Raw genomic sequence first — 21,944 nt, forward strand, 5'->3', positions numbered from 1 at the left:
TCTAGGCTGTGTCTTTTATCGACTTTTTTCTATAAATTTTTTATATACTTTGCGCGCCTTTATTTTTATTTGCTTTCTATACTTATTTGTCTTTAGGATTTCGAATTGAGACAAGATGGCAAACGAATGTTACTATCACAACGTCCCTAGAATTAAAACAGGCTTACCTCATGCAACAACATACCCATTTTGATGCAATTGTCATTGGTTCCGGTCCTGGTGGTGAAGGTGCCGCTATGGGCCTGGTTAAACAAGGAAAAAACGTTGCTGTTATAGAACGTTATAACAGTGTCGGCGGCGGCTGTACCCACTGGGGTACTATTCCCTCTAAAGCCCTTCGTCATGCTGTTAGTCGAATTATCGAATTTAATCAAAACCCTCTATATAGTGATAATTCCCGCAGTTTACGCTCCTCTTTTTCTGAAATTCTTACTCATGCCGAAACCGTTATAAGTCAACAAACTCGTATGCGTGAAGGGTTTTATGAACGCAATGGTTGCCAAATGTTTTCTGGTGAAGCAACTTTTGTTGATGATCAACATGTTAGCGTACGCTATGCAGATGGAAGTTGTGATGTCCTTAGCGCAGATAAAATTATTATTGCGACTGGCTCACGACCTTATTGCCCGCCTGATGTTGATTTTACCCACTCCCGAATTTATAACAGCGATACCATTCTCAGCCTTTCCCACGAACCTCGCCATGTGATTATTTATGGTGCGGGTGTGATTGGTTGTGAGTATGCATCCATATTTCGTGGGTTAGGTGTCAAAGTCGATTTGATCAACACTCGTGATCACTTATTGGCATTCCTTGATCAAGAGATGTCTGATGCATTGTCTTATCATTTCTGGAACAGTGGCGTGGTTATCCGTCACAACGAAGAGTATGAAAAGATTGAAGGTTTAGATGATGGCGTTATTGTTCATCTTAAATCAGGCAAGAAAGTGAAAGCGGATTGCTTACTGTTCGCGAACGGTCGTACTGGTAATACTGATAATATCGGTCTGGCGAATGTGGGGATCGAAGCGGATGGTCGTGGCTTAGTCAAAGTTGACCATGCTTATCGCACCAGTAATGAGCATATCTATGCTGTTGGCGATGTGATTGGCTATCCAAGCCTAGCTTCTGCTGCTTATGATCAAGGGCGAATTGCGGCTCGCGCAATTACCTCTGGCTTAGGTAATGCCCATTTAGTTGAAGATATTCCGACAGGTATTTATACCATTCCAGAAATTAGTTCTGTGGGTAAAACAGAACAAGAATTGACGGCAATGAAAGTCCCTTATGAAGTCGGTCGTGCTCAGTTTAAACATTTAGCACGAGCACAAATTGCTGGCATGAATGTGGGTAGTTTGAAAATTCTCTTCCATAGAGAAACTCTTCAAATTTTAGGTATTCACTGTTTCGGTGAGAGAGCGGCTGAAATTATTCATATCGGCCAAGCGATTATGGAACAAAAAGGTGAAGGGAATACCATCGAATACTTCATTAATACCACATTTAACTATCCAACCATGGCTGAAGCGTTCCGAGTTGCGGCATTGAATGGTCTAAATCGACTGTTTTAGCGGTTCTCTACGCTTTACACTGAATGATTGGCTTTAGAATAAGTGATTGCAGGTTTATTCCCGCAATCACTTTTTTTGTTTTTATCGCTTACTTTTTATTTCTGTAGTACTTATCCATCGAGCTGTAAATTGTCTCAGCAAGCTGCTCATAACGTCCACGCAATGGAGAGCCCGGACGATAAACTAATACAATGCGGCGTTTTGGCTCAGGTTCAATACAGTTCAAGTAACAAACGCCATCACGACAAGCCTCATGAGGTACAGCCAAATCTGGCAGCAATGTAATTCCGCTACCCGCTGCGACCATGTTTCTCAGCGTTTCTAAGCTCGTCGCTCTGAAATGGGTATCTTCTTTTGCCCCGGCTTGGAAACAGAACCCCATCGCTTGATCACGTAAACAGTGACCATCTTCTAGCATCAATAATTTCTCACCCGCTAATTCGCCCATTTCAACCGTATCACGGTCATGCCATGGGTGGTTTTCATAAATCGCGAGTTTCATTGGCTCTTCAAATAATGGCACAACAATAAAGGGTTCGGTTTCTTTGACTTCTGCCAGAATAGCGCAATCCAACTTACCACTATCTAACTGAGCTAATAATTGCTGAGTCTGCGCTTCGTGTAAGTAAATTTCTAGTTTAGGGTGCACACGGTGTAATTCAGGAATAATGTGCGGAAGCAAATAAGGTGCAACAGTTGGGATCAGTCCTATATGTAAAGGCCCTGACATGCTTTCACCTTGTAAAGCGGCCATTTCTTGTAGAACTTTTATCTCTCTTAAGATCGTTCTTGCTTGCTCAACGAGCAATAAACCTTGTTGAGTAAAAAGCACTTTTCGGCTGGTTCTTTCTAATAGCATCACGCCGAGCTCTTCTTCAAGCTTACGAATTTGACCGCTCAGCGTAGGCTGACTTACATGGCAAGAATCCGCAGCACGTCTAAAGTGCTTGTGCTCAGCAAGTGCAACTAGGTACTCCAGATCACGAATATTCATCCGCCTTTTTCCTCTCGTTATGCCTGACTATATAGATAATACCAATCATTATAGAGAATATATAACATTTCATCTATTGATAAAAATAAAAAGCAATATTTAAATTTTTTTAAGAAAAATCTCATTTAAATATGAAACAAACTGTAATATCTGGAAAATAAATGTATCAGTCTTTTTCCGAATAAAAAATGATTTCAATATGCAATAATCAACCATTTTTACTCGTTAAAGGAGTAAAAATTATGTATTAAAAAATATTCAGGCAACTATTCCAATAAACTTCTTAATATATCTTTCTTCTTACTCTTGTACTTACGAACTAGTTCAATGAATCACACGTGGCATCCACTAAACCTATCAACCTCGCTACACTTTCCTCATCGAGCAATATCAGAAGAAAAAATGAATAATTTTATTAAAAATAATAACATACAAAATTAATTATTTGTTTTTTTTGACATATTTTTAAATATTTTTAACGTTGAAGTTAATCACCTTAATGCCAATAATATACCTACTTGAACGCAATTAGCACAATTTAGAAATTACGTTGATAAGAATCATGAATTGGTACAGAGCTATTAATAACCCCATAAAAACCATTAAAATAAATAATCATTTATTCAAATTAGTTGAATCCATTTGCCTATGATGGCTTTGGATAGCTGAATAACACTCAATAGCAATGATGCTAAATGTTAAATACATATTACCCATTATTAGAGTATTTATATTGATACTTAGCCATCCTGATAATTGCTCTTAAATTCCTATATAGAATGGCTACCAAACAAGCTAATAGGACTTAATACCCGAAAATGAGGTAATAGCAAAAATAAGGGATATAACTTTATTAAGTATTAGCTCATAGTAATGAAACATTTTGTTATATTCTCTTTCATATTTAATTAAAGTTTGTAAATACATATAAAAGAATATATTAAAGTGATCTGCATAGATTTCAATATTCATTATCACTCACCTAACGAATGAGTGTACTCAAAACCCAATAGCCAGCCATTTAATTCATCAATATATGATAAGTAAGTTTTTTGTATCAAAATTATAAACAAATTGGTTCTTGACTAGTTTTTTATGGGTATATGTTTTTACTTATACTATATTTAACTTATCCCATATTGTTTAATTTAATTTTAAAATTTCCATACATTTGATTTTCAATATTTACACCTTAATGGAGTTATTTGAATTATTATAAGCCCCATCAAATAGCACGAGGTAATTGAAAAAAGAAAAGTAGCCAATATATATCTTACGCAATACCGAATTAATTAAATTAATACACTTAAAAAAATTGATTAAACACAAATCAGTTAGGGGATACTATTATGAAAAATTTACCATCAATCGCTAAAAAAACCTTCTTTCGCGCAGTCATGGCATTATTACTCGTTCCTGCTTTTAGCGCCGTTAATGCCTATGCAGAAAACAGCGAACATAACGGTACCATCCAATTTACAGGCTCAATTGTCTATGCATCTTGCTTGAATGAAGTAAATAATAATAATGTCACTGTAAATTGTCTGAACGACAATGACGATATGGTTGCCAATAACATTGATCTGAAAAAGTTAGTGAAAACTCAAGGTTGGAAAGTCCTGAATGGCGGTCGAAGTGTTTATTCTTATGATTGGGTGAATGAAGACAAACAGATGGGTATGTTAACAATTAAATATAGTTAAGATTAAACGTTATGGAAATTGGGGTAGCCATGCTACCCCCCATTTTTTTGCTACATTTTCTTTATTTACATCTTCAAGCGAGTTCTCGCATCCACAATAGCTTTTGCTACCTGCTTTTGAGATACCCCACCTTTTGCTAATCGCTTATCAAGACAAGATTGTAGAGATAAAATCTCATACACATCCAGTTGGATAGTTGCACTGAATTTTTGCAAATCACTTAATGCCATCTCTTCTAATGCTTTACCCTGCGCTATCGCAGCCACCACCGCTTCACCCACAATATGGTGAGCTTCACGGAATGGAACGCCTTTCGCCACTAGATAATCCGCCAGCTCAGTCGCATTTGCATAACCTTGTTTTGCTGCATCTTCACAACGAGGACGACGAATTTGGATACCATCCAGAACGAGTACCGCCATATGCATACAATCTAACCATGTATCGAGGGCATCGAATAACCCTTCTTTGTCTTCTTGCATATCTTTGTTGTAAGCAAGCGGCAACCCTTTCAGGGTCATCATCATGCCAGTCAATGCCCCTTGAACACGGCCACATTTACCACGAATTAACTCCAATGCATCAGGATTTTTCTTTTGCGGCATCAGCGACGAGCCTGAAGTCACTTTATCGGATAACTCCACAAACCCGGCTTCGCCACTGTTGAAGAAAATCAAATCTTCAGCAAAGCGAGATAAATGCACCATACCGATGCTGGCGTCAGATAAAAGTTCTAACACATGGTCTCTATCAGAAACGGTATCTAAACTGTTACGCGTTGCGGAGGAAAAGCCTAACCATGATGCTAATTGCTCACGGTCAATATCATAGGCCGTACCCGCCAACGCCCCACACCCTAATGGGCTGACATCCAAACGTTTTAAAGTATCTTGCAAACGGCTTTCATCACGAGACAACATTTCGCTATACGCTAAACACCAATGGGCGAATGTCACTGGTTGAGCACGTTGTAAGTGGGTATAGCCCGGCATCACTGCATCTTGGTTATTTTCAGCGGTGATGACCAACGCTTTTTGTAATTCGGTGACGGCTTCTAATAACAGCGCCACTTGGTCTTTACACCACAATTTTAAGTCCGTTGCGACTTGGTCATTACGACTACGACCCGTATGCAGTTTTTTCCCTAAATCACCGACTTTATCAATCAGTTTACCTTCTACCCAGCTATGGATATCTTCGGCATCGCTTTGCAAGATAATCTCAGGATCGGCTTGCACTTCCGCCAATAGCGCATTAAGTGCTTGCTCGAGAGATTTTTGCTCGCTATCAGACAGCACGCCAACTGTGACCAATGCTTTTGACCATGCCACAGAGCCAATAATATCCTGCTCAGCTAAGCGATAATCAAAACGCAGTGAATCATTGAATTGTTTAAACCGTTGATCTGCCTGCTGACTAAAACGTCCACCCCAAAGTGCCATAACGAGTCCCTACCTGATTGATAAAATAAGTGTCTGCCCGACAGCCTTATTTGGCTGTCGGGGTCATACTGATAAAACTATTTTGCTTTGTTCTGTTCTTTCAGTGCACGAATACGTGAAGAGAGTGAGTAGAGGCGGATAAACCCACCAGCATGGCTGTGATCGTAAACTTCATCTTCACCAAATGTTGCAAACTCTTCAGAGTACAGGCTCTTATCCGCTTTCTTCTGGATAGCCGTCACTTGCCCTTTATACAATTTCAGAACCACTTCACCGGTCACATCCTGAGCCAGAGATTCTGCTGCTGCTTGCAAAGAATGACGAAGTGGCGCAAACCAGCGACCGTCATACACCACATAAGACATTTCCAGACCTAGCTGTTCACGCCATTTGTAGCTATCGCGGTCTAATACTAATTGCTCAACACCACGCAGCGCAGCCATCATGATGGTGCCCCCCGGGGTTTCATAGCAGCCACGGGATTTCATACCCACTAAACGGTTTTCCACGATATCGATACGACCCACGCCATGTTTTGCACCCAGCGTATTTAATGTTTCTAAACAGCCTAATGGAGACAGCGCTTTCCCGTTTACAGAAACCACTTCGCCGTGTTTCACGCCAACCGTCACCAGCTCAGCTTCATCTGGTGCATCTTTCGGATCAACCGTCCACACCCAGCAATCTTGGTTAGCGGCATTCCAAGTGCTTTCCAATACGCCGCCTTCAGTAGAAATGTGCCATGCGTTTTCATCACGGCTGTAGATTTTCTCTAAGCTCGCGGTCGTTGGAATATTACGCTCTTTCAGGTAATCCAGCAGGGCTTCACGGGAACGTAAGTCCCACTCACGCCATGGCGCAACCACTTTCAGTTGTGGTGCTAAAGCGGTGTAAGTGCTTTCGAAACGCACTTGGTCATTACCTTTACCGGTTGCGCCGTGCGCGACTGCGTCTGCGCCAACTTTCAGTGCGATTTCAACTTGCGCTTTAGCGATAATTGGACGCGCCATAGACGTACCCAGTAAATAGCTACCTTCATACAGCGCACCTGTTTTCAGCACTGGGTAGATATATTCTTTGATAAATTCTTCACGCAGGTCAACTACGTAGCATTCAGAAGCACCTGATTGCAGGGCCTTTTTCTCAACACCGACTAAGTCTTCTCTGTCTTGACCCACATCAGCAACGAATGCCACGACTTCACAATCATCGTAGTTTTCTTTTAACCATGGAATGATAGCCGACGTGTCTAATCCACCGGAGTACGCTAATACAATCTTCTTAATGCCCTTTTTCATAAATTACCTGTCCCAATTCTTTTAAAATAAAGGTGTTTAAAATTAAATGTCTGATTTGTCTGTTTGCTTTCTCAGTTATACACTCAAGAAGCAAGAATTCGTGTGCCAATCGCGGTGCCATTAAATAGTGATGGCAACTGTTCCGCATGACGCCAGCTCGCAATATCCACTGGGCGTTGCAATGTGGAAGCCGCTTCTAACGCCGCATTCACTTTGACTATCATTCCATCCGTGATGATGCCTTGATCAATCAGTTTCTGCGCTTTAGCGGTGGTCATCTCATCAATCTTTTGGCCTTTACCATCCAAAATACCGCTCACATCAGAAAGCAGGACTAAATCTGCATTCAGTGCTTGAGCAATCGCTGTCGCCGCTTGGTCTGCATTGACATTCATCAGTTGCCCCTCTTCAGTGATCCCGATAGAGCTAATGATTGGCAAATATCCCGCAGACAGTAATAGTTTCAGTAACTTCGCATCACCCGCTTTCGCACTACCCACATGACCGAGTTCATCATTAATTTGCGTAACCACTGCGCTGTGTCCATCCCCAAGTGATAAACCCACCGCTTGCAATTGATGTTTAATCGCCCATGCCAACAAGGTTTTATTCGCCGTTCCGGCTAGCGCGCCGGTAATAATGTCGATTTGATCTGCTGGCGTGACGCGCAATCCTTGTTTTTTCACGACGGGTAATTGCAGTTTTTGCATTAATTCATCGACTAAACACCCGCCACCGTGAACAATCACCAACTCACGTTGATGAGCCTGACGGTAGGTTTGGATCGCCGTAAATAATCTTTCTAGGGCTTCTTCGCTATCGAGTAACACACCACCCAATTTAATGACTAAAGGTTGCATGGGGATTTATCCTTAATAAATTGCCATAAGAGCATTAAAGTAATGATTGCGTTTCGTTGAAACCAAACCGAATATTCATGCACTGAACCGCTTGCGCTGCGGCACCTTTTAATAGGTTATCTTCTGTACCTACTAAAATCAGGTGCTCACCTTTCAATACAAAGCCGATATCACAAAATGGAGTGCCAACCACCGATTTCAGTGCAGGAACGCCTTTATCATATAAACGGACTAACGGTTTATCGTGATACGCATCTTTAAATGTTTGGCTAATTTGCTCCGCTGTAACGCCGGCTTTCACTTTGCAAGTGATGGTCGCCAGTATGCCCCGTGCAAAATTGCCTAAATGTGGCGTGAAAATCACGTCTCTACCTAGATGCGTTGCGATTTCAGGTTGATGACGGTGAGTGAAAATACCGTAAGGCTGTAAGCTCACTTCGCAAAAGCTGTTCGTCATGGAAGCTTTGCGCCCTGCCCCTGAAACTCCACTGGTCGCATTAATCACTGGCCACATGTTTTCATCGAGCAAATCCGCTTCAATCAGCGGCTTTAATGAAAGTTGAGAAACCGTTGGATAACACCCCGGCACCGCAATCAGCTGAGCTTGACGGATTTTATCTGCCTGCCATTCCGCTAAACCGTAAACTGCTTGCATTAACCACTGGGTATTTGTATGTTCGAAACCGTAGTATTGCGGATAAAAAGCCGCATCTTGAACACGATAAGCACCCGAAAGGTCAAACACCACGCAACCCGCTTCAAGAAACTGGGGGGCGATGTCATGACTGACTTCATGGGCGGTCGCGAGGAAAACAACATCAACCCCTTTTGCCGCCTCAACCACATCGGTAAGCGGCTGAACCGGAAGGTCGATAATGCCTTTATACTGGGGATGTAAATCAGAAAAGCATTTACCCGCATCCGCACTTTGTGCAGAAACCATCAGCCCAGAAAGATGAATATCAGGATGACGTTGTAAGTAAGCGGCTAATTCTGCTCCAGTATAACCACTGGCCCCGACAATGAGTGTGTTCAACATGTGTTTTCTACCTTGTACTCGTGACCCAAACAGTTTAATGTGTATTTTTATTCAAATAAAGTGCATGAATATTGATACTATTATGGATAAAGGCTGTCAACAGTGAATATTAAATTACCTGCATTTATTGAGATTTATCGTCAATTAATCGCCACGCCGTCGATTAGTGCGACCGATTCGCAACTCGATCAGAGTAACCGAGCGCTGGTGGAGCTATTAGGTGGATGGTTAGAAACCTTAGGCTTTACTGTGAATATTCAACCGGTCCCTGATACCCGAGATAAATATAACCTGTTAGCCTCGATTGGCGAGGGTAACGGAGGGTTGATGCTATGTGGTCATACGGATACCGTGCCATTTGATGAGGGTCGCTGGAGTAAAGATCCGTTCAAGCTCACCGAACATAATGGCAAACTGTATGGGCTAGGCACCGCAGATATGAAAGGCTTTTTTGCCTTTATTATTGATGCACTGCGTGATGTTGACCTCAGCACCTTAAAGCGCCCTCTGCATATTCTTGCCACGGCAGATGAAGAAACCTCGATGGCTGGTGCTCGCTTTTTTGCCGCCAGTACCGAATTACGCCCTGATTTCGCCATCATTGGTGAACCGACGTCATTACAGCCTATTCGCGCGCATAAAGGACACCTTTCCAATGCCATTCGTATTACAGGTCAATCTGGGCATTCCAGTGATCCAGATAGAGGCGTTAATGCCATTGAATTAATGCATGAATCTATCTCTCACTTAATGACTTTGAGAAATACATTGAAAGAGCGCTATAACAACCCTGCGTTTGTGATCCCGTATCCAACCATGAACTTTGGTCATATTCATGGTGGTGATGCAGCGAACCGAATTTGTGGTTGCTGTGAATTACATATGGATATTCGCCCACTGCCAGGTTTAACGTTGCAAGATCTGGACGAGCTACTCAATGAAACTCTCGAACCCGTTCGTGCAAAATGGCCGGGTCGCTTAGCCATTGAAGAGATGCACCCACCGATCCCCGGCTATGAATGCCCGACAGATCATAAAATGGTCGCAGTCATTGAGCAGTTATTAGGTAAAAAAGCGGAAACTGTAAACTACTGTACGGAGGCGCCATTTATCCAAGAACTTTGCCCGACACTGGTGCTAGGCCCCGGCTCTATTGAACAAGCCCACCAGCCTGATGAGTTCATCGATATGAGCTTTATTGAACCAACCCGCCAACTCATCAGCCAAATGGTCGAGCACTTCTGTTTTACTGAATAGTGTTTTATTGAATAATGTTTTACTAAGTAATGTTGTACCGCATGCGGAGTCACTCGGCTCCGCATTTCCCCATCATGAATTTTTCTCTTATTGCGCCTGAAAAAACATCAATTCCAAATTTGATTTAGGAGTTGACTCTCTCTCAATATCGCGTAATCTCTATTTAGACGTCTAAACGTATAGAAGTACAAAAGAATGCATATAATCAAATAACGAAAATAATCATTAAATAATGAGTTTCTTGAGGCGAGGTCACAGGGTATGAGTTTCTTTCACGCAAATCAGCGCGAGGCGTTGAACCAGAATTTAGCTGAATTAGATGGGCAGATTAATGTCTCATTTGAATTTTTCCCACCTCGCTCAGCAGAAATGGAACAGACATTGTGGAAATCTATCGATAGGCTCAAGGTCTTAAAACCGAATTTTGTCTCTGTCACCTACGGCGCTAACTCCGGTGAGCGAGATAGAACCCATAGCATCATTAAAGATATCAAAGACAAAACAGGATTAGTAGCCGCACCGCACTTAACCTGCATCGATGCCAGCCCTGATGAGCTAAAAACTATCGCTCGAGATTATTGGAACAACGGTATTCGCCATATTGTGGCATTACGGGGAGACCTTCCTGATAACAGCCGTAAGCCCGATATGTATGCAGAGCACTTGGTTGAATTACTGAAAACTGAAGCTGACTTTGACATTTCCGTCGCCGCTTACCCTGAAGTACACCCTGAAGCCAAAAGTGCTCAGGCTGACTTAATCAATTTGAAGAAAAAGATTGAAGCCGGAGCCAACCGTGCCATTACCCAATTTTTCTTTGATGTTGAAAGCTACCTACGTTTTCGTGACCGCTGCGTAGCAACGGGTATTGATGTGGAAATCGTACCGGGAATTTTGCCTGTTTCTAACTTCCGCCAGCTAGAACGTTTTGCCAAAATCACCAATGTGCGTATCCCAAGTTGGATGAATAGAATGTACGAAGGCTTAGATGATGACCCTGAAAGCCGCAATCTTGTTGGTGCGTCAATTGCCATGGACATGGTGAAAATTTTAAGTCGTGAAGGCGTAAAAGATTTCCATTTTTACACCTTAAACCGCTCTGAATTGACTTACGCCATTTGCCATACATTAGGCGTTAGACCAAAATAATTGGGTGTTAGGTGAAGCAGCCACTTTATTCCATATTACTTATCGGGTTAATTCATTTATCGTGAATTAACCCAGTCATATTCCCCTTTCCTCTATTCTATTTATCGCCATTCTCTATAATTCCATTTTCCATAGTTAATACAGGCTAAAACCAGTCATTATTAGACTAGATATTAAAATTATGGCATAAATAATTAATTGAATATGTCCAAATAGAATTAAAATACATTAAATATTTAATTAAAAACCTGAAATTAGATCAATCCAAAACAAATAGTCTTTTAATGATGTACTGCTTAATATCATTAAAAACCACATAAAACGCTATTTCATCCTTCTTCACCATTATTTTCCTGATAATGAAAATTTTATTTTTCAATAGTTTACAAAATCAAGGAAACCGCATATCCCATTGATGCAACTCATTTTTTCACATTGAATGACGTAGTGAAAACCCAGATTAACAATGTTGATAAATTGTTATACCTGATTAACTTCGAATTTAAATCATATTTACCATGAAAACAAATAATCAAAAAAACCACTATTAAAATCAGACTTTCTTTTAAAGAACTTTATTCTGTTTTATTTTTATGCTTATATGAAAATATAAGATTATTGATCCTTCCTAGTAATAACATCTCAATTATTGAGGAGATTCGTTGTATGAATAATAAATCAGTATCTTCAAAATATAGTGAATTAGATGATATTTATGCTTCATTTGATTTATCCCAATCCTTACCAAAAACGAAATTCCCAATCAAAGAAAGCGACCCGAGAAATGTATTTAGTGCAGTTCGTGATGAGCTAATGCTAGATGGTAATTCCCGACAAAACTTAGCGACATTTTGCCAAACATGGGTAGATGACGAAATTCGTAGTTTGATGGATCTCTCTATCGACAAAAACATGATTGATAAAGACGAATATCCGCAAACTGCCGAAATTGAAAACCGCTGCGTGCATATGCTCGCTGATTTATGGAACTCTCCTGACGCGCTCAACACATTAGGCTGCTCAACGATTGGCTCTTCAGAAGCCGCAATGTTAGGGGGGCTGGCGTTAAAATGGCAATGGCGTAAAAAACAAGCAGCCAAAGGAAAACCAACCGATAAACCTAACTTAATCTGTGGTCCTGTCCAGATTTGTTGGCATAAATTTGCCCGTTATTTTGATGTCGAACTGCGTGAAATTCCGCTCGAAGGCGACCGCCTGATCATGAGCCCAGAAGAAGTTATCAAACGCGTTGATGAAAACACTATCGGTGTCGTTCCAACTCTAGGCGTGACGTTCACTTGCCAATATGAGCCAGTGAAAGCTGTTCATGATGCATTGGATAAACTGCAAAAAGAAACGGGCTTAGACATTCCTATCCACGTGGATGGTGCAAGTGGTGGTTTCCTCGCGCCTTTCTGTGCGCCTACACTGGAATGGGATTTCCGTTTACCTCGCGTTAAATCCATCAACGCATCTGGACACAAATTTGGTTTAGCGCCATTAGGCGCTGGTTGGGTAATTTGGCGTGAAGCAAAAGATCTCCCAGAAGAGCTCATTTTCAATGTGAACTACCTTGGCGGTAACATGCCAACCTTCGCATTAAACTTCTCTCGTCCGGGTGGACAAATCATTGCACAGTATTACAACTTCCTGCGTCTTGGTCGCGAAGGCTACGCCAAAATTCATAATGCCTGCTATGCCACCGCTCAATACCTTGCCCGTGAAATTGAAAAACTGGGCCCATTTGAGATGATTTTTGATGGCGATAGTGCCAAAGGTATCCCAGCACTGGCATGGAAATTAAAAGACGGTGCGAAAACCAGTAACTACTCTTTATATGATATTGCAGACAAACTACGTAGCCGCGGCTGGCAAGTTCCCGCTTACTCAATGCCTGCAAACCGTGAAGATCTGGTGATCCAACGTATTTTAGTCCGTCACGGTGTCAGTCTCGACCTCGCCTCATTACTCATCGAAGACTTCAAACGCACCCTCGAATATTTCGAGAAACACCCTGTCAGTACACCACTTTCTGAAGAAGAAAGCGGCGGTTTCAATCACAGCTAATCCTTAGTCGTTTATCCAGTCGGCGTATTCATTTATGCGCCGACTGACTTCGTAAAACATATGACAGGAGAATAGGCATGGCGACGTCAACAACAGCTCCAGCCGCAAAACAACTCACCTTGTTAGGTTTTTTTGCAATCACCGCGTCTATGGTGATGGCGGTCTATGAATATCCGACATTCGCCACATCGGGTTTCAGTTTAGTTTTCTTTTTACTCTTAGGGGGATTGCTGTGGTTTATCCCCGTAGCCTTATGTGCTGCCGAAATGGCTACCGTTGAAGGCTGGGAAGAAGGGGGAATTTTCGCGTGGGTTTCCAACACATTGGGAGAGCGTTGGGGATTTGCGGCGATTTCATTTGGTTATCTGCAAATTGCGATAGGCTTTATTCCGATGCTGTATTTTGTACTCGGCGCCCTATCCTACATATTAAATTGGCCAGAACTCAATACCGATCCTGTCACCAAAACCATCGGCGCTCTGGTAATTTTATGGGTTCTCGCCTTTACCCAATTTGGGGGAACCAAATATACAGCAAGTATCGCAAAAGTCGGTTTCTTTGCTGGGATTTTATTACCGGCTTTAATTCTCGTTGGGCTAGCGATTAGCTACTTGGCAAGTGGTGCCCCTTTAGCTATCGAGATGAGCACAAAAACCTTTATTCCTGACTTCACTCAAATCGGCACATTAGTGGTTTTTGTTGCCTTTATTCTCAGTTACATGGGTGTTGAAGCCTCAGCAACCCACGTCAACGAAATGAAAAACCCTGGTCGAGATTATCCTGCGGCAATGTTTTTACTGATGATTGCGGCGATTTGCTTAAGCTCTATTGGTGGTTTATCGGTTGCTGCCGTGATCCCTAACAGCGAAATCAACCTGTCTGCGGGTGTGGTACAAACCTTTGAAGTTCTCGTTAGCCACTTTAATTCCACCTTAGAGTGGGCAGTACGGATTATTGCTGCGTTGCTGTTACTCGGCGTGTTAGCGGAAATTGCCTCTTGGATTGTAGGACCTTCCCGTGGGATGTATGTCGCTGCACAAAAAGGAATTCTGCCGAAAAGCTTTGCCAAAGTGAATAAAAACGGCGTACCAGTCACGTTAGTCATTTCCCAATTACTGATCACCACGGTGGCGATTATTGTCCTCACCAATACAGGCGGCGGCGGGAATATGTCCTTCCTGATAGCGCTGGCATTAACTGTTGTTATTTATCTGTGTAGCTACTTTATGCTGTTCCTCGGTTATATGCATTTAGTCTGCAAACAATCAGATAAAAAACGGGCATTCAACGTACCGGGCGGTAAAGGCTTTAAATTATTAATCGCGTTTGTTGGGTTAGTGATCTCAATTCTGGCATTTGTGGTGTCATTCTTCCCGCCAAGTTCATTACCAGGCGGAGCAGATGATACGACTTACGTAACGCTGCTAGCGGTCAGTTTTGTGATTATCTTCCTGCTACCTTTTGTGATTTATGCATTCCACAATAAAGCCGGAAAATCCACCAACGTCTCCATGGTGCATATCAAAACTCACAATGCCCCAACCAACCATTTCTTTATTCATCCACGGGCGCGTTCGCCTTACCATCTGATCCATAATGATCAGAACAAAAAATAACGTTCAACCATAAACGAAAAAGGCTGCCAATTGGCAGCCTTTTTACTGACAGAAACTAATCGTTATCCGGTATTACGCATACCCGCCGCAACACCAGCAATGGTCACCATCAACGCTTGCTCCACACGAGGGTCTGGATGCTCTTGTTGACGAGAACGTTGGAGCAATTCGGCTTGAAGAACGTTCAGTGGGTCAGTATAGACGTTACGTAGCGCGATAGATTCTGCAATCCACGGTAAATCCGCCATCAACGCTTCATCTTTAGAAACAGCTAAAACACTCTTAATATCTTCAGATAACTGGTCACGCAGCTTTTGTCCCAGAGGCCATAAACGTTTTTCAACGAGGCAATGGTCATAGTATTCCGCCAGCCATAAATCGGCTTTCGCGTACACCATTTCCAGCATCGCAATACGGGTTTTGAAGAATGTCCACTCTTGCCACATTTCATCCAGCACCGCTTGCTTGCCTTCTTTTTCGATAACATGTTTCAGCGCCGCACCTGCCCCTAACCACGCGGGCAACATCAAGCGGTTTTGTGTCCACGCAAAAATCCAAGGGATAGCGCGAAGGGTTTCAACGCCCCCAGTAGGACGACGTTTTGCAGGGCGAGAACCTAATGGCAATTTACCCAGCTCTAACTCTGGAGTTGCCGCACGGAAATACGGGACAAAGTCAGGCTGTTCACGCACATAATCGCGATACATCGCGCAAGATACGTCAGACAATGAATTCATTACCGCCTTCCACTCTTCTTTTGGCTCTGGCGGTGGCAGTAAGTTAGCTTCGAGGATAGCGCTCGCGTACATAGCCAAGCTGCTAATGGTTACTTGCGGGAGACCAAACTTAAAGCGGATCATCTCGCCTTGTTCCGTCACACGCAGTCCGCCTTTTAAGCTTCCCGGTGGTTGGGAAAGTAGTGCAGAGTGTGCCGGAGCACCACCGCGGCCAATGGTGCCGCCACGCCCATGGAACAGTGTCAGTTTTACGCCTTCTTTATCGCACAACTTAATCAGGGCATCTTGTGCACGATACTGCGCCCATGATGCCGCCATCACACCCGCATCTTTTGCAGAGTCCGAGTAACCAATCATCACCATTTGGCGATCATCAATCAGCTCACGATACCACTCAATGCTGAGCAACTTAGTCATCACGCTTTCGGCGTTATTTAAGTCTTCAAGGGTTTCGAACAGTGGCGCAACCGGCAATTTAATCGAAGCGCCCGCTTCTTTTAGCAGGAGTTTGACGGCTAAAACGTCGGATGGCACTTTCGCCATCGAAATCACGTAAGCGGCGATAGAGTCATTCTTCGCTTTAGCGATAACGCGGCAAGTTTCGAACACTTCTTGCGTTTCAGCTGTCGGTTGCCAGTCTTGTGGGATCAGCGGACGACGAGATTGCAACTCAGTCAGTAAGAAATCTTGCTTCTCTTGTTCTGACCAATTGCCATAGTTACCTAGCCCCAAATATTCTGTCAGCTCAGACAGCGCATCTGTATGGCGAGTGCTTTCTTGGCGCACATCGATACGCACCAATTGCAGACCAAAGCTGCGAATACGACGCAGCGTATCTAACAGTGAGCCATTAGCAATAATGCTCATATTGCAGGCAACTAGCGATTGGTAGCAGGTATACAGCGGATCCCACAGTTGCGCGTTATCCGTCAGTAAATCCGCTGGTGGCAGAACTTGCTCGCCTTTCACTCGGCGCTCTAAATATTCCAATGTAGAGAACAGTTGGCTACGCAGATTTTTGGCGATTTGGCGATAAGGCTCATCCACATCATCGCCGCCCGCCAGTGCACGTAGTTCTGGCGTCGCTTCCGTCATAGAAAGCTCCGACACCAAGACCTGAATATCTTTCAAGAATAAATCGGCAGCTTTCCAACGGCTTAATAGCAGAACATGGCGAGTCACTTCCGCGGTCACATTCGGGTTGCCATCACGGTCTCCCCCCATCCATGACGTAAAGCGGATTGGGTTGGCTTCGACAGGTAATTCAGCCCCAATGGACTCTTCAAGCTGTTCATTGAATTCCCGTAAAAATGCCGGAACCCCTTCCCACAACGAGTTTTCAACAACCGCAAAGCCCCATTTCGCTTCATCGATTGGCGTAGGGCGAATTTTACGAATTTCATCGGTGTGCCAAGATTGCGCCACCAGTTGGCGTAAACGACGCATAATATTGTTGCGTTCGTAATCCGCTAAATCATCATGATCGAGCTGGGATAAACAGGTGTTCACCTCAACCAATTTGTGAATTAAGGTGCGACGGGCGATTTCGGTTGGATGGGCGGTCAGCACCAGCTCAATAGAGAGCTCTTCAACGGCTTTTTGAATATCATCGTGGCTAAAATCGTGCTCTTTTAAACGCCCAAATAATTTCTGTAAAGCAACAGGGTTACTCGCCGCTTCGCCGTGAGGAGAAATACTGTGGTACTGCTCTGCCACGTTGGTTAAGTTTAAGAATTGGTTGAATGCCCTCGCAACGGGTAATAGCTCATCGTTGGTGAGTGTTTGCAAGGTCATTAATAATTTTTGGCGCTGAACTTCATTACCTGCGCGGGAGGATTTGGATAACTTGCGAATAGATTCGACTTTATCGAGGATATCTTCACCAAGAGCGTCTTTGATGGTATCACCGAGTAGCTTACCCAACATACTGACATTACTGCGCATTGCGGAATATTGCTGATTCATGGGACTCCTGATCTTGTGCTGTTGGCAGGATGCCACCCCGCTTCTCGTGAACGGTTAACAAACTGCGCTGGATTTCCTGTAATAAAATTTCAGTCGGCTAGAATTATGTTTTGTGATGCAGACCGCGAATTTCACCCTGTACCCTATATTCATATCAGAAAAAAAGCGCTTTGGGTGATTTTTCTGAAATTTAATTACAGCACTATTTTTATTAATTTTTCTTATTTAAGTATTGCGTCAGCGCAATCTATCGTCGATTCAGCACTTTTAAGTCATGAATCTTATTTAAGAATAAAATAGGAATGGGAAAATTTGAGAAATGAAGAGAACGCACGAGTTTATCTACCCCGTGCGTTGCTGATTTTATAAAAGCTGAGAAAGTCGATTCAAGTCAGATTGGATAGCGCCAGCGGTCACATCGCGACCTGCTCCCGGTCCGCGGATCACCAATGGGTTATCACGATACCAACGGCTTTCAATGGCAAAAACGTTATCCCCCGGTAATAAAGAGGCTAACGGATGCTCAGGTTTAACCGCCTCGACACCCACTTTTGCTTTACCTTTCACCGCATCAAACCGCGCTACATAACGTAGCACTAATCCTAGCTCCTTCGCGGCTTCTAAGCGCTGCTGCATCTGCTCGTTAATCACGGCGCTATTTTCAAAGAACTCATCCAGTGAGCCCGTTTCCGCTTGCGCTGGCACTAATGATTCCACGCGCACGTCATCCGGTTCGATATCATAGCCCGCTTCTCGCGCTAGAATAATGAGCTTGCGCATCACATCTTGCCCAGATAAATCGATGCGAGGATCCGGTTCTGTTAATCCTTGCTGCCAAGCTTGCTCGACAAGCTCACTGAAAGGCACAGAGCCATCAAATTGCAAGAATAGCCACGATAATGTGCCGGAGAAGATCCCACTGATCGCCAGAATCGCGTCACCACTTTCTTTGAGATCGCGCACGGCGTAGTTGATCGGCAACCCCGCGCCGACGGTCGCGTTGTAGAGCCAATGGCGCCCCGTCTTCGCAAACGCATCACGAATATCACGGTATTGCTGAGTAGGCGCCGCCCCTGCAAGTTTGTTTGCACTGATAACGTGGAAACCATAACTCGCAAAATCCACATAACTATTGGCGAGCTCGCCGCTGGCGGTGACATCCAACACAATCAGGTCATCATAAGGGTGCGCTCGCATCCATAAAAACAGATTATCGTCTTGGTGCTCAACTGCTTCGTCATCAAAGAAGGCTAATGCGCGGCTTGGGTCGATACCTTGGTAATTCAATAAACTGCGGCGGCTATCTACCACGCCCGCCAAGACAAAATCAAAGTCACTGCGAGCAGAAATATTTTGCTGCTCGACCGAAAACAGTTCTAACCAACGAGCGCCAATATTACCTTTACCAAACAACACTAAGCCAATGCGCTTTTCGGCACGGAATAAGCTTTGGTGCATGCCTTGAATAATATGCTCAGTTTGATTAGTACGCAGTACCGCGACTAAGCTAATGCCATCTTCTGAGTGCCAGATAAACTCAACTGGCTGCCCTTTGAGTTCTTCATAAAAGCGGTGGCTGTGCAGCGGTTTTTTACACACGCCAGCACCAACCAGAGCCACCAGTGAAAAACCTTCACGTAATGAAAGAGACCCCGGCAATGCCGCTTCTTCCAACACATTCAATGCACTTTCGACCACTTCCGAGGTGTAGCACAGTTGCAAGATAGCGCGATCATGGTGAACACCTCGCGCCAGAGGGCGAAGTTGTACGCGTTTTAATAATAAATCCACATCCTTGCAAATTTGGTTAAAATCGCGCCCTGCGGCAATTCGCAGCTCAATTAAGCACACATCGTTATGGCTGGTGACAATTTTTGCCCCTGTACCCGACGCTAATACACGCTCAATTTTGGTGGAGCCTTGTTCCGGTTGGTAGCTACAGCGCAGCTGCAAATCAATGTTGCTGACAGAAACCGGCTGCAAAGTACGCGTATGTAAGACAGGTGCGGCAAGGCGTGCCAATTCACTGGCTTCATCTAACCGCAACAATGGTAGCAAGCACGCATCTTTTACTTTGCGAGGATCCGCGCTGTATACCCCTGCCACGTCACTCCAAATGGTGACTTTGCCGACATCTGCTAATGCCCCAACTTGGGTAGCCGAATAGTCGCTGCCGTTACGCCCCAATAAGACGGTTTCACCTTTTTGGTTGCGGGAAATAAACCCTGTGACCACAAGGCGGCGCTGGGGATGTTGCACCAATAATTGCTGTAAGAGATGGCGGGATTGAACCTCATCCACCTGTGGTTGCGCGGCTCTTTCTGCGCGCAAAAATGCACGTGCATCTAACCAAGCGCTTGCCATATCAAACTGTTCAAGCACGGCGGACATTAAACGTGCTGACCAGATTTCACCGTGCCCCACGACTTCTGCATAAGTGGCATCATTGATAGGTTTATCCAGTAGCCCGCTGAGGCGTTCTAAATCCGCAATAAATAGCTGATTGAGCTCATCGGCCTTCTCTTCAGGAAGTAGGCCGCTAATCAAATCTTGCTGGTAGCGGCGTAGCGCTTGCTGTACTTGATGGGCAGAAATACGATCACTCTGGCTCAGTTTAAGCCAACTTATCAGCTGGTTTGTGGTACTCCCTGCCGCAGAAACAACCATTAAATCGCCGGGTTGGCTGTAGTTCGCCATAATGGTGGCGACACGCTGATAACATTTCACATCAGCTAAACTACTTCCCCCAAACTTATGTAACTGTCGGTGACAAGGGATCACCTCAAATGCTGTTATTGCACTCATCAAAAACTCCGCTAACGTTATGACGCAACCTTAAATGCGTGGCTTAAATCTGCGATAAGATCCTGACTATCTTCAAGACCAACTGAAATGCGCAGTAAACTATCAGTAATACCTGCTGCGGCTCGCGCTTCAGGGGACATGCCTGCATGGGTCATGGTCGCCGTATGGGAAATCAAGGTTTCTACACCACCGAGAGATTCCGCTAATGTAAACAAGCTCAGCGCCTGTAAAAACTGACGAAGTTGCGCTTCATCGCCTGCAAATTCAAAACTTAACATTGCACCAAAGCCAGATTGTTGCGCGGCGGCAATGTGATGTCCCGGATGATCACTCAAGGCAGGATAATATATTTTCTTCACCAGCGGCTGAGTTTTAAGATATTTTACGATTTCACCTGCATTATGCTGCTGCTGTTTTATACGAGGCAACAGTGTTCTCATACCTCTGAGTAACAGGTAGCTATCAAATGCACCGCCAGTGACACCGATATTATTCGCCCACCACGCTAATTCTAGAGCCCATTTCTCTTCTTTTGCAATCACAGCACCCGCAATAATATCTGAATGACCATTGAGATATTTTGTACAAGAATGTACAACAAAATCAGCACCTAACGCTAATGGTTGCTGTAATGCGGGGCTTAAAAATGTGTTATCTACCACCACCAAAGCCCCTGCTTGGTGCGCAAGCGTCGAAATATGTTGGATATCGTAAATTCTCAGTAACGGGTTGCTTGGGGTTTCGATGAGTACCAGTTTGGGTTTTCTCGCTAATGCCGCTTGCAACGCAGATTCGTCGCCTTGGTCAACAAATTCAACCTGATAAGCCCCTTTTTGGCTCAAGCTGTTAAATAAGCGGTAGCTGCCGCCATAACAATCGTGAGGGGCAACGAGTAAATCACCCGGCTGTAATAATATCGTGCATAATAGATGGAGAGCCGACATCCCGCTGTTAGTCATTACGGCACCACTTCCGCCTTCTAGCTGTGCCAGTGTTCGCTGCACAATATCTCGCCCAGGATTGCCACGACGGGAGTAGTCATGGGTTCTCGGCTCATTGAAATCCGTAAAATTATAGGTGCTAGATAAATAGATGGGAGGAACAACGCAACCAAATTGCGAGTCTTCATTGAGTCCATTATGTATCGCGATAGTGGATGCTTTGTATGTCATGAGTGTCTCTCCAAGTATGGGATAGCTCAAATCATACTCAAAGCAAATTTAGCCGTCAACATGTCCAGACGTCTAAACCTCTTTACGTTTATAACAACTAATGGAATAATCAGCCATAATAATTATGTGCCAATGGATAGTTAGACCACATTACCGGCATATAAAAAGACTTAATTTATTGATTTTAATATGCATTAAATAATAACTTAAGCCCTTTATTCTTAACCCGTATGCTGAGTGTATCTTGAAAAAAATTCATCTTCAGGATC

The 21,944-nt window shown here is 43.7% G+C and carries 14 protein-coding genes; 6 read left to right on the forward strand and 8 right to left on the reverse strand.

Going from position 1 to position 21,944, the window contains the following annotated elements:
• Positions 1-170: 170 nt before the first annotated feature.
• Positions 171-1,571 carry a Si-specific NAD(P)(+) transhydrogenase gene (gene sthA, locus H0913_RS18050; protein WP_036950900.1) on the forward strand — a complete coding sequence of 467 codons (1,401 nt, stop codon included), beginning with the start codon at positions 171-173 and terminating at the stop codon, positions 1,569-1,571.
• 88 nt (positions 1,572-1,659) lie between these two features.
• Here sthA and oxyR read toward each other — a convergent pair whose 3' ends face one another.
• Positions 1,660-2,565 (reverse strand): DNA-binding transcriptional regulator OxyR, encoded by a 906-nt coding sequence (oxyR, locus tag H0913_RS18055; protein ID WP_036950898.1) that lies wholly within the window; start codon positions 2,563-2,565, stop codon positions 1,660-1,662.
• Positions 2,566-3,914: 1,349 nt separating this feature from the next.
• On the opposite strand from oxyR, the gene H0913_RS18060 reads away from it, so the two are divergent.
• Entirely contained in the window at positions 3,915-4,268 is a 354-nt protein-coding gene (locus tag H0913_RS18060) for a hypothetical protein (RefSeq protein ID WP_154603289.1), read from the forward strand.
• 65 nt (positions 4,269-4,333) lie between these two features.
• Here the strand turns inward: H0913_RS18060 and argH are convergent, their stop codons facing one another.
• The 4 genes from argH to argC form a co-directional block, all read right to left on the reverse strand.
• A complete protein-coding gene (argH, locus tag H0913_RS18065; protein ID WP_154638647.1) occupies positions 4,334-5,710 on the reverse strand; it encodes an argininosuccinate lyase in 1,377 nt (458 codons plus the stop codon).
• A 77-nt stretch (positions 5,711-5,787) separates the two neighbouring features.
• Positions 5,788-7,008 carry an argininosuccinate synthase gene (locus tag H0913_RS18070; RefSeq protein ID WP_036950892.1) on the reverse strand — a complete coding sequence of 407 codons (1,221 nt, stop codon included), beginning with the start codon at positions 7,006-7,008 and terminating at the stop codon, positions 5,788-5,790.
• 83 nt (positions 7,009-7,091) lie between these two features.
• A complete protein-coding gene (gene argB / locus H0913_RS18075; RefSeq protein ID WP_036950890.1) occupies positions 7,092-7,868 on the reverse strand; it encodes an acetylglutamate kinase in 777 nt (258 codons plus the stop codon).
• Between the two features lie 34 nt (positions 7,869-7,902).
• Positions 7,903-8,907, reverse strand: a complete 1,005-nt coding sequence (gene argC / locus H0913_RS18080) for an N-acetyl-gamma-glutamyl-phosphate reductase (protein WP_154603286.1) — start codon at positions 8,905-8,907, stop codon at positions 7,903-7,905.
• A gap of 102 nt (positions 8,908-9,009) precedes the next feature.
• Here argC and argE point away from each other — a divergent pair, with 102 nt between their 5' ends.
• The 4 genes from argE (at position 9,010) to gadC (ending at position 14,996) form a co-directional block, all read left to right on the forward strand.
• Positions 9,010-10,164 (forward strand): acetylornithine deacetylase, encoded by a 1,155-nt coding sequence (gene argE, locus H0913_RS18085; RefSeq protein ID WP_181477707.1) that lies wholly within the window; start codon positions 9,010-9,012, stop codon positions 10,162-10,164.
• Between the two features lie 261 nt (positions 10,165-10,425).
• Entirely contained in the window at positions 10,426-11,313 is an 888-nt protein-coding gene (gene metF / locus H0913_RS18090; protein WP_036950884.1) for a methylenetetrahydrofolate reductase, read from the forward strand.
• Between the two features lie 666 nt (positions 11,314-11,979).
• Entirely contained in the window at positions 11,980-13,380 is a 1,401-nt protein-coding gene (locus H0913_RS18095; RefSeq protein ID WP_154603284.1) for a glutamate decarboxylase, read from the forward strand.
• Positions 13,381-13,457: 77 nt separating this feature from the next.
• Positions 13,458-14,996, forward strand: coding sequence for a glutamate:gamma-aminobutyrate antiporter (gene gadC / locus H0913_RS18100; RefSeq protein ID WP_154603283.1), 1,539 nt, complete (start codon positions 13,458-13,460; stop codon positions 14,994-14,996).
• Positions 14,997-15,058: 62 nt separating this feature from the next.
• On the opposite strand, the gene ppc is transcribed toward gadC, so the two are convergent.
• The 3 genes from ppc to metB all read right to left on the reverse strand — a co-directional run bounded on the left by ppc (position 15,059) and on the right by metB (position 21,675).
• A complete protein-coding gene (gene ppc, locus H0913_RS18105) occupies positions 15,059-17,698 on the reverse strand; it encodes a phosphoenolpyruvate carboxylase (protein ID WP_154603282.1) in 2,640 nt (879 codons plus the stop codon).
• A 363-nt stretch (positions 17,699-18,061) separates the two neighbouring features.
• Positions 18,062-20,503: a bifunctional aspartate kinase/homoserine dehydrogenase II gene (locus H0913_RS18110; protein ID WP_181477708.1), complete on the reverse strand. Its 2,442-nt coding sequence runs from the start codon at positions 20,501-20,503 to the stop codon at positions 18,062-18,064.
• Between the two features lie 17 nt (positions 20,504-20,520).
• On the reverse strand, positions 20,521-21,675 hold the full coding sequence (gene metB, locus H0913_RS18115; protein WP_181477709.1) for a cystathionine gamma-synthase: 1,155 nt from the start codon (positions 21,673-21,675) through the stop codon (positions 20,521-20,523).
• Positions 21,676-21,944 lie beyond the last annotated feature (269 nt).

This window comes from Providencia rettgeri (genome assembly GCF_013702265.1).
Taxonomy (GTDB): Bacteria; Pseudomonadota; Gammaproteobacteria; order Enterobacterales; family Enterobacteriaceae; genus Providencia; species Providencia zhijiangensis.